At 47.8% G+C, this 9,958-nt stretch carries 12 protein-coding genes; 3 read left to right on the top strand and 9 right to left on the bottom strand.

Annotated elements, in window-relative coordinates:
* The 4 genes from thiL to QT974_RS24670 form a co-directional block, all read right to left on the bottom strand.
* A partial coding sequence (thiL, locus tag QT974_RS24685) for a thiamine-phosphate kinase (RefSeq protein ID WP_333471051.1) occupies nucleotides 1–681 on the bottom strand: 681 nt, incomplete at its 3' end.
* A 182-nt stretch (nucleotides 682–863) separates the two neighbouring features.
* Nucleotides 864–2,501 (bottom strand): DUF3466 family protein, encoded by a 1,638-nt coding sequence (locus QT974_RS24680; protein WP_333471050.1) that lies wholly within the window; start codon nucleotides 2,499–2,501, stop codon nucleotides 864–866.
* A gap of 232 nt (nucleotides 2,502–2,733) precedes the next feature.
* Nucleotides 2,734–3,048 carry a hypothetical protein gene (locus tag QT974_RS24675; RefSeq protein WP_333471049.1) on the bottom strand — a complete coding sequence of 105 codons (315 nt, stop codon included), beginning with the start codon at nucleotides 3,046–3,048 and terminating at the stop codon, nucleotides 2,734–2,736.
* A 266-nt stretch (nucleotides 3,049–3,314) separates the two neighbouring features.
* Complete coding sequence (locus QT974_RS24670; protein WP_333471048.1) at nucleotides 3,315–4,439, bottom strand: peptidylprolyl isomerase; 1,125 nt, start codon at nucleotides 4,437–4,439, stop codon at nucleotides 3,315–3,317.
* A gap of 379 nt (nucleotides 4,440–4,818) precedes the next feature.
* Between QT974_RS24670 and efp the strand changes: the two genes are divergently transcribed.
* From efp to QT974_RS24655, 3 genes are all read left to right on the top strand, one after another.
* Nucleotides 4,819–5,376, top strand: a complete 558-nt coding sequence (efp, locus tag QT974_RS24665; protein WP_333471047.1) for an elongation factor P — start codon at nucleotides 4,819–4,821, stop codon at nucleotides 5,374–5,376.
* A gap of 196 nt (nucleotides 5,377–5,572) precedes the next feature.
* Nucleotides 5,573–6,118: an acetyl-CoA carboxylase biotin carboxyl carrier protein gene (gene accB, locus QT974_RS24660; protein WP_333471046.1), complete on the top strand. Its 546-nt coding sequence runs from the start codon at nucleotides 5,573–5,575 to the stop codon at nucleotides 6,116–6,118.
* A gap of 30 nt (nucleotides 6,119–6,148) precedes the next feature.
* Nucleotides 6,149–6,541, top strand: a complete 393-nt coding sequence (locus QT974_RS24655) for an ArsR/SmtB family transcription factor (RefSeq protein ID WP_333471045.1) — start codon at nucleotides 6,149–6,151, stop codon at nucleotides 6,539–6,541.
* A gap of 255 nt (nucleotides 6,542–6,796) precedes the next feature.
* Here the strand turns inward: QT974_RS24655 and QT974_RS24650 are convergent, their stop codons facing one another.
* The 5 genes from QT974_RS24650 to iscB form a co-directional block, all read right to left on the bottom strand.
* A complete protein-coding gene (locus QT974_RS24650) occupies nucleotides 6,797–7,603 on the bottom strand; it encodes a GerMN domain-containing protein (RefSeq protein ID WP_333471044.1) in 807 nt (268 codons plus the stop codon).
* Between the two features lie 78 nt (nucleotides 7,604–7,681).
* On the bottom strand, nucleotides 7,682–8,518 hold the full coding sequence (locus QT974_RS24645) for a hypothetical protein (RefSeq protein WP_333471043.1): 837 nt from the start codon (nucleotides 8,516–8,518) through the stop codon (nucleotides 7,682–7,684).
* Entirely contained in the window at nucleotides 8,515–8,664 is a 150-nt protein-coding gene (locus QT974_RS24640; protein WP_333471042.1) for a hypothetical protein, read from the bottom strand. The genes QT974_RS24645 and QT974_RS24640 overlap by 4 nt, the downstream gene beginning before the upstream one ends.
* The gene (locus QT974_RS24635; protein WP_333471041.1) at nucleotides 8,648–8,875 is read right to left on the bottom strand and encodes a hypothetical protein; all 228 of its coding nucleotides are present in this window, start codon (nucleotides 8,873–8,875) and stop codon (nucleotides 8,648–8,650) included. The genes QT974_RS24640 and QT974_RS24635 overlap by 17 nt, the downstream gene beginning before the upstream one ends.
* A 19-nt stretch (nucleotides 8,876–8,894) precedes the next feature.
* The coding region (gene iscB / locus QT974_RS24630) for an RNA-guided endonuclease IscB (RefSeq protein ID WP_333471040.1) at nucleotides 8,895–9,958 on the bottom strand (1,064 nt) is incomplete at its 5' end.

Raw genomic sequence — 9,958 nt, 5'->3', positions numbered from 1 at the left:
CCCCCCCTTACCAAGGGGGGGACTGAGGGGGGGTTCCATCGCACCCGCAGCATCTAAAATTTCCCACAAAATGGGCAAAACATCTAACCTCGGTTTCGGGCGCTGATGAGCGAGAATTAAAGAAGTTCGATCGCCCTTTTCCAGATTTTGCCCGAATTCAGGATTCAACAGCAACTCTAACCCAGCGCGAGAAGCCCCGTGCACGCCAGTCGCCACGATCGCCCAATTCGCTCGCGCATTTGACCGACGGATGGTACGATCGCACTCAACCTCCCCAAAAGCCGTAATCGCCACAGTCACCACGGGCGATCGCACCACATCCCCACCTGCGATCGGCGTATGATACTCTTGCAAACAAGCCGTCATCCCCCGATAAAACTCTTCCACCCAAAGCACAGCCGTATCCGCTGTCACAGCCAGGGCTACCGTCACCGCCAGAGGACTTGCTCCCATGGCGGCCAGATCCGACAAATTCGCCGCTGCGGCGCGCCATCCTGCGTCATAAGGGCTTGTGGTGCGATCGCTAAAATGCACTCCATCCACCAACATATCCGCCGTCACCGCCAGAGATTTATTGGGATTTGTTGGGATTACAGCACAATCATCACCCACAATTTCGGCGGGACAGAATTTTTGTAATATTCTTAAAAGACCTTGTTCTCCGATATCCTTAACTTTCATAATTCTCTTTAATCCACAAAGGGAGACATTGTTTGTATAAACCTAGTTTCAACCACCATCTTATCTAAATCAACATCAAAAAAAAGGTTCGTAGTGAGGACTTTAGTCCTTCTTTCCGAGGACTGAAGTCCTAACTACAAACCTTTTTTACGTAAATTTATCGGACACAATTTCAAAAAAAACTACACATCATCAGAAACCAAAACCTTTGATTTCCGCTGGCGCTTCAGCAACAAACCAGCAAAAAAAGCAGCAGAAGTTACTATCCCCGCAATCTCCGAAGGTTCCGGAACAGCTTCAGCATCATCAAGCATCGCCCGCATCTTGAAAGAGAACTTATCTCGATTAGATTCCAATTTGATCGGAAAAGCTAAAGGGTTTGTCGGGTCAACACTTGCATTAATGCCAATCACGCTAAACTCCGAGACTCCGTAACCGAGTAAAGCTACAAAATCTACCACTTCATTCGGCTTGAATTTGCCAATTTCTTTACCGCCAACTACGATGCCAAACAGTTCATCAGCATCAATTCCACTGGGTAAACCGAGGATTTTAGTAAATAGCGAAGGTTCGGTTGGATTCGGAGTAAATGCTAACGGATTTTCGTCAACAATGCACCCGTCACCAGTCCCGCCGCTACTACCATTCGCCACAGCATCACCTATTTTGAAAGTAAAACCAGCAGCCACGGGCGGGTCGAACCATTTATTGCTGACAACATCATTAAACTGATGCCAACCATCCTCAAAACCATCAGGTAACAAGGGATTTCGTTGAGAACTACCGCAGATTGGGTTGAGGAGGAAAGCATGATTTTGTCCCGTTGCACGGTTAATCCCCTTTCCGACAATTTGACCCCTATCGTTAATGCCGCTGACTTCTTGTAAAAACCACCCAGAGTCCTCATCAATCAGACTATTGAGGTCAGCCATTTCGCCATCTTCCCAGATGAAACCGTGACTGGGCGTGCCATTGCCACCAACGGTATCATAACCTGCTACTTGTCCTTTATTGTTAATGGCGATCGCAGCACTCATATTACCACCGAGAGTACCCAAATCTGTAACTTGACCATTAGACCACAAAGTAGCATGACTTTGCTTGAGGGTACTATTTGATGAATAGCCGATCGCCTGACCAGAATCATTGATATCATAAGCAATGCTGCCGTCATACCCTGGAAGAGTTCCCAGGTCAATCATGTTGCCATTTTCCCACTGGAAAGCATGAGTTATCCCAAAAACAAGACCAGAATAACCAACTACTTGACCTTGGTTGTTGATACCCATAGCTCCTCCATTGAAACCAAGAGTACCCAAATCGATCATCTCGCCGTTTTGCCACAGAAAGGGATTAAATTTCTCTTTGGTACTATTAAACTTACCGACTATTTGCCCAGCTTCATTAATATCACTCGCGATACTGCTGATGCCATCAAAATAACCGAGGTCAGTCCTTTGACCGTTTTCCCAGACGTAGGCATTATCTGTCCAATTTTGACTCAGATAACGACCCACCACTTGGCCAGAACTATTCATTTGGTAAGCCCAAGTAGTGTCTGTGATTTCAGTTATCTGACCGTTGTCCCACACCCCAGCAACGCCATTACTAACTAGCACTTGTCCAGAATTGCTGATACCGTAGGCATTGGTTTGGCCGAGGTCGGTAATCGCATAGGAAGCGAAACCAGTATGGAGACTGGCGGCATTTACCGGTTCAACGGCGCTAAATCCCAACACCGTCAAAGCAGTCAAAGACAGACAACTTTGCACAAACCCGCCCCAGTCCGTTTGTTCAAGCCTTTTTTTGAATTTTTGCATATCATGCACCTCAGATTTTTGCACAGCAGAGAACAAAAACAAGTTCCCTATCTATCTGTCTGAGAGTCGATCGACTTTTTATGCAGAGACACTAAATTTGTTACAAAACTTTACGCTATACTGTGGATCTGCCACACTCGATCAAAAATTAACTCTCAACCCTTCGACGGATCTCGCGGGGTGAGATGTCAACTTTCCACTATCAACTATCAACTATCAACTGTCCACTGCCTCACCATTCCTTACCAGAACTCGGTGGCAAGCGCAACCTCGGAAATCGATAAAAAGTATCGCCATCATCATCTACCTCTAAAACCGCCGAAAAAATCTTAACTTGCCGATTTAAATAATGCTGAGCAACTTCAGCCTCAACCCTCGCCAAGGCCGCCAGTTGAATCAGCGAAACCTCACTGTTTTGAGTTTCCAACAATTGATAAAAAGCCTCGTCTAACAGTCGATTTTGCTTGTTTTCATTGACATTGTTTACAATCAACAATCCGGCAAATCCGCCCAAACCAATTACTAATAAAAATTCTAAAATTGCCATAATAGCGTTATAATTGCTAGTTGAAATAACTAATTTTAGTATACCAAAAGAATGATGTTAACTAAATATTAACTAATCCGATTAACTCTTCGGGCCCGCGGAGGCGGGCTTTGTTAGACTCGCTTTGCGATTTAAATCGCCGTCTTGATTCGCGATCGTTTCTTACAGCCCGCGGAGGCGGGCTTTGTTAGACAAGAAGCGATTTAAATCGCCGTCTTTGTTCGACTCTTAAGCGATTTAAATCACCGTCTTGGTTTGTGTGCTGATTAAACTTGAGGTTGCACCAAATTTTCCTTACCTTTAATCACCTTAGCAGAAACAATCTTGTCTCCCTGCTTCAGTTGCTCTAACACCTCTTTTCCTTCAACCACGTAACCAAAAACAGCATACCGACCGTCCAACAAATTTAAGCCAGCGGGCGTAAGTTCGGGTTCAAACAAGAAAAAGAAAAACTGAGAAGAACCGCTGTCTGGTTCGGCTTCGGCGCGGGCCATGGCCAGAGTACCGAAAGCAGAAAAAGGCAAAACAGGCTCGTCGCGATAGCGGCCCGCATCTTCTAGAGTAATCCCGTAAACAGGCTCCTTTTCATCTCTCACAAGCACTTCCAAAGGCACATTGCGGTATTTGCCCGTACCAGGGTCAATAAAGCCCTCTTCCTTGCCTTCGGGGTCTCCCGTTTGCAAAACATAGGATTCTTCCGATCGAATAAACGGCAAACCGTCATAAAAACCTCGATCGACCAAATCCACAAAATTACCAGCAGTTACCGGGGCGCTGTAGCCGTCAAGCACCAGAGTAATTGTTCCCTTTTCTGTTTCCACAGCCACAGTGGCGCGCCCTTTGAGTTGAGGCAGATTAGCATACTTAGCAGGCACTTCAAAGGGAAACTTTGTCACCATTAACTCTTCGATTTCGCCTACCGAACCGAGGATTTTGGCTTTCAAGTCAATCACTTTTTCCCTGTCTTTAGCCTCAACAGCTTTTTCCAGTTCGCCCACTCCCTCCTTGACTCGCACCACTAGCGCCTCAGCTTCCGGCTTTTTCGCCTCGGGAATACTCGCTAAAATGTCAGACTCCCGGAGGTTGAGAATCCTCGAAGCCTTACTGACATCGCTGCTGATGGGCCCCCAACGTTTAGAACGGATGTGGTTGCCAATGTCTTCGAGACTGATTTGCAATTCTCGCACAGTCTGATTGTCAAGAGGTAGAGCGTAGCGCAGCAGTGCGCGGCCGTCGGTAATCGCATTCCCAGCAGGCATACTGCTGCTGGGGCGTTTGGCATGGGAAACTGCACTGAAACTCAGGGACAGCGCGAACAGCAGGACTGCTAAAGCGAGGGTTTTGACCCAACGCTTGCACGTCTCGATCGACAAATTGTACGAATGCAACATAACTTTAACTTTTATTGCCTCTATTATCTTCCCACAGCACGCGATCGCCGAATATTGCTTGCATCCGCTGTCAAACTTCGTTTTTGAGAGAGCTTTTTAGCTTGGAGTACAGCACTTGCTCCCTTTGAACGGTAAAATAAATTGCCAATTGCTTTTTGATGCCGTCAGCTAGACTGCTCCTTTAAGCTGACTCCGGCTCAAAAACGGATACCATTCCCCGCAGAAGTGTCGTGGAAAGATCGAACATTTTAGATCGAGGTTCTGGCTCGCAGATTCAACGCTGCAAGTAAATCTACAATCTAAAATCCTCGCATCTAAAATCGACTGACTGTAGTTCCCCCGTGCCCCCGCGGCGACGGGATTGCCCGCAAAAATTTATATGATTTCCAGTAACGACTTTCGGACAGGTGTTTCAATTGAATGGAATAATGGCGTGTGGCGGGTTATCGAATTCCTCCACGTCAAGCCAGGAAAAGGCTCAGCTTTTGTGCGGACAAAATTAAAAAATGTCCAAACCGGAAACGTGGTAGAACAAACTTTCCGGGCCGGCGAGACTATGCCTCAAGCCAATCTCGAAAAGAACGTGATGCAGCATACCTATAAAGAAGGCGACCAGTTTGTCTTTATGGATATGGAGACTTACGAGGAAAGTACCCTCACTGCCAAGCAAATAGGCGATCGCGTCAAATATCTCAGTGAAGGGATGGAAGTCAGCATTCTGCGCTGGAACGAGCAAATCATGGAAGTGGAACTGCCCAACTCAGTCGTCTTGGAAGTTACACAAACCGATCCCGGAGTCAAAGGAGATACTGCCACTGGTGGTAGCAAACCCGCCATTGTCTCCACCGGAGCTCAAATTATGGTGCCTCTGTTTATTTCCATTGGAGAACGGATTCGGATTGATACTCGTGAAGACAAGTACCTCGGCCGAGAGTAGCAACGATGGAGGACAAGCAAGTTGTAAGCTGTCAGTTGTCTGCTGTGAGTTCTGAGTCAAACACCTCAAAATTGCACTGCCGCTGGGAGCTTACCAACTCTGGCTTGGACTCCCAACTCGGTGGAGTATCCTCGCTTCGCCACCTTTTCAATTCTCAATTTTATCCGTTCAATTCTCAATTACCCTTGAATCTGCTGTGCAACTAGACTTAAACCAGCTTTGCGACTTGCTAACTGTTTTGGACAAAACAGGCATTTCGGAACTGACGTTAAAAAGTGGGGAGCTTGAACTGACTGTACGCAAAGGCATTCTCGCCAGCGAACCAGGCAATTCTTCTGCGCTCAGGGCTACAGCAGTAGCTGTCGCTCCGAGCTTGGAGGCTGTTGCTAGCCCCACCGCGGCGCCACCTCCTGCTGTGGGCCAAAATTTAGCCCCTCAGACCCAGCCCCCTGCTGCGGTGCCTGCGGTGCCTGCGGTGCCTCCTCCTGTCGATACCAAATGGGTGCCAATTATCTCGCCGATGGTAGGAACCTTTTATCGCGCTGCTGCTCCCGATGAGCCGCCTTTTGTGAATGTGGGCGATCGCATCAGCGTCAGCCAGACAGTCTGCATTATCGAAGCTATGAAGCTGATGAACGAGATTGATGCTGATGAAGTGTCGGGTCAAGTGATGGAAATTTTAGTGCAAAATGGCGAACCTGTCGAATACGGTCAAGTTTTGATGCGAATTAATCCGGATTGAAGCATTACTTTATTGTTATGGACAGAATAAATGCTAATATTTCTAGATCGCTTCTCTCCGGTGAGTTTGATGAAGTCATCCCAGCCTGTCCCGCAAGAGGTTGTGCAACAAGTTGCTGAATATTTCAGTATTCTGAGCGAGCCAATGCGTTTACGAATTTTGAACTTGCTTCGCGACGGCGAAAAATGCGTGCAAGAGTTGGTTGAAGCTACTCAAACGAGTCAAGCCAACGTTTCTAAGCACCTAAAACTTATGCTCCAAGCTGGCATCCTCACTCGCCGGAGTGAAGGGACTTCAGCTTATTATAAGGTGCAAGACGAGTTAATTTTCGAGCTGTGTACTATGGTGTGCGATCGGCTCGCCAGCCGCATCGAACAGCAAGCCCTCAACTTTCGGGCATTTAGCCTGACTGTCAAGCCTTGAAAATTAGTCATTAGTCCCCAGTCCTGAGTCCCCAGCCATCAGTTATATCAAATCCGCTAACTACGGAATGATACCCTGCAAGCGAGCGGGAAGCTTGGCTCCGCGATCCGAAGCGAGCGGCACGCTCGCACTGCACAGAAAATATTATTCCCATGCTCGTGTCAACGATCCGATCGGTTATCAGTTAGTTATCAATCCCTACTTTCTGCATTCAGACCAAGGACTAATGACTCATGACTGCTAACTAATCAAAAGTTAACGCAGGGGAAAATTTTTGTCAAAAATTTGGCGGGTACTCGGCTGAGCCACTTCCAAACCTTCGCCACCCAAAAGTTCTAAAGGCTTGCCTTCCACCGAAATCCAAACCTTGGTATTCGGTTTTAAACTTGTAGCCGTATAGATAACTTGCCCTAACCGACTCGTCATCGAAGTGCTGCCTCCCCCGGAAGTAAATTCGGAAGACAAATCCACATAAACTCCGTCATTTTTGACACTCAAACTCCGGAGTTTTGTCCCTTTAGGAATTTCACTAGAGACAGTTCCATTCTTTGGCCCTGCCAACAAACTGTTAAAAGCAGCTTGTAAAGTAGCCTCAGGCTTGTCAGCTTGTGCGATAGCTACTTTCGTAGGAACTCCCTCAAATTTGCCGTTGGCATCTTTAACCCAGTAGACTTGCACTGTCTGGCCTGCATTCTCGGGCAAAGGCTTTGGCTGCGGCGACTTAGGCGCTATAGCCTGCGGCGCCAGAACCTGCGGCGTCTGAATCTGCGGTCTTGTCTGCTGTGCAGGCGTCTGAACCTGCGGCACCTGCTGTGCAGCCGTCCGATCCAGGGGCCCTGGGACGGGAGTTGGCAGGGGTACGGGGATAATTACAGCAGGGGATTGGGCAGGACTTGGAGACAGCGCCGGAGCGGTAGTGGGAGCGGCAGAGTTCGTGTCTGTGGAGGTTGGCGAACGGTTCGCCGTCCACCAGGCTATGCCGCCTCCGGCCACTAAAGCCAACCCGCAAACACCGGCAATGACTGCTGTGGGGACGCGACGTACTTCTTGTCCATCTTTCATAATACAAATCCTCCGCACACTTTGACGGTTTGATTTAACAAAAAAGCGACTTGCTGCAAACAATCGCCTATCATCTCGCTACCTTATCTCATTGTAAAGTTCCCGGAAAACTAGATCGGCCAGTTTACGGCAGCTAGCGTTTCGAGCGTCTGCGAGCCGTCCGCCGCGCTTTTTAATTCCGTCACTTTCAAAGGCGCGGCCAACAAAATATTCTCGCAATTCCAACTGAATAGGGGTGTAAGACTGACCTTTGAGCCTCTGCGGCTCAATCCTACAGTTAATGTAAGTCCACAGAGTCGATCGCGTGTTCGCGCATCCCGTCCACTTGCCACCACCACCGCCTGCCCTTACTTGGCCGCTAGATTTCTCAATTTTGCCGAGCCCGCAAGCCTGACGAAACCGTCTCAATGCTCGCTTTTTCGGCAGGCAGAGGAAGTCGTCGAACGGGTAGATGGTGGATAAAATCCAACCGCGCTCCCGGTAGCCGAGTGCAAACCGATCGAACACCCGGTGATACGGATCGAAATCTTCATGAGCCAGCAGGCTGGTTAGTGCCAGCTCGATTTGTGCCTCGGTGTCGTGCAAGTCGCAGACCGCCGCAGCGAACTGGCGCGTCATCTCGGAGATGTTCGCCCGATCGCAGTTTGCCTCCTTCTGGTAGTGGTTGTCAAAGCAAGAAAGAATGTTTTTCGACAAGAAGCCGCCACGCTGGGCCAGCCAAGCCCAAAATGCTGGCGGTTTTGAGACACTGAGGAAGCCGTTGGCCCGCTGCGATTTGACTTGTGCGCGCGCTGGATATTCCCAGGCAAGGCGACTTTTGATGGAATTAATGAAGCTTGTTTGTTTGCGGGTAGTTGTTTTCAAGTCCAGCAGCGCGCGGCGAATTCTCTCAATTTTTGGATCGAGTTCTTTCACCCAGAAGCGGCGATCGTAAATATCGAGGTACTGGCGGCGGTAAAGTTCGCACAGAACGAGCGCGTCGAACGGATCGTCCGATCGCTAGAAATCGTTTTATTGGAGTAATTCCGAGTCAATGCGAGCAAATTAAAGCTCATAGCCATAGCCGTCACTCCTATGTACCAAAACTACATTGCTCATGGTTGAGAGACTTATTCTTGCGCCATTAATTAAAACCTCAAACCCTTTTGGAGTAGGTGTCTTAACTCTTGCCGTGTAAGTTCCAGCTTGAGCTTTTTTCCGGTCTTTGCCGATAGTAAACCTGACTACATCGCCTGCTGCAATGTGAGTAAAAACGGTTTTAGCGTTTTTCACTGCCGGAAATCCATTCGCATTAACTCGAATGGATTGGCGACTGCCATGACCGAAAGCAGGTAATCAATAGAGGTTGATCGGTTCTAACTTGAATGCTTGCTCCAGACTCACCAACACAAGCGGCATCAAGGCTGTGAGTTTTTTCAAGACCTTGGCGTGTTCGGTTCATTTTCGTTCTTGCACCTGAGGAGCATTTCACTTTCTGGCAAATAGATTTAGCCATTTTCACGATTGCGTATCTGGTTGAATTGACCGCAGCCGCATCTTTTAACGGTTTCGTGGCATTCTCTAGAACTTGCTTCAAAATGTCAGGTGATTTTGCCAAGAAATCGCGAACGTCCAAGTTACCTTTTTTGACATTACAGACATGACAAGCTAGAGTTAAATTTCCAACGCGGCTACTCCCCCCTTTCGACTTAGGTTGAATATGCTCAACTTCTAGCGGTACGTTTTCTGTGCCACAGTAAGCGCATTTTCTACCCCACTTTTGCCACAAGTATTCACGCACTTCGTATCCTTGTAATTCACCTGGCTGGTATTCAAATCCATCTATCTCTGGGTTAGCTAACTTTTGCGTATCAAACCGAACTTGTTCAATTTCGATGCAAGTAATTGGACAATACCGCATAAAGCGTTTAATCCAAGTTTCAACTGTTAGCACTCTGTGTCGGATTGATGGAGCTAGCCATCCCTCTGGCTTGGCACGATTCAAGCGTTTCTTGCGATAGCGTAAATTGCGCGAACGTCTTCCACGTCTAAACCCTGCCCGTTTAACTAAATCTAACTTGATTGCTTCTCCTCGGTGATTTAGTTCTGCTCGAAACAACATATCATTACCACATTGAATGGCAAACCCTGTCCATTGACTACCTGGGTCAATCTTGAGGATGTATTCCTTTGTTTGGAGACTTTCGATAGTTTGTTGCTGGATTGCGACATAAGGAAATCTGCGAAAACTGGCAAGCTTCCCACGATTTTGTAATTCTCGACATCTGCCGGGGTGAATCATATCTAACGGTTGCTTGTCTTTGGAGTTTAGACTAAGCAGGTCAAAAAGTGCGATCGCTCGCGAGACTAGCTCAC

Source organism: Microcoleus sp. BM001215392 (genome assembly GCF_036700185.1).
Classification (GTDB): Bacteria; Cyanobacteriota; Cyanobacteriia; order Cyanobacteriales; family Microcoleaceae; genus Microcoleus.
Note: the sequence above shows the minus strand (reverse complement) of the source record. Positions and strands in the feature narration are given on the sequence as shown.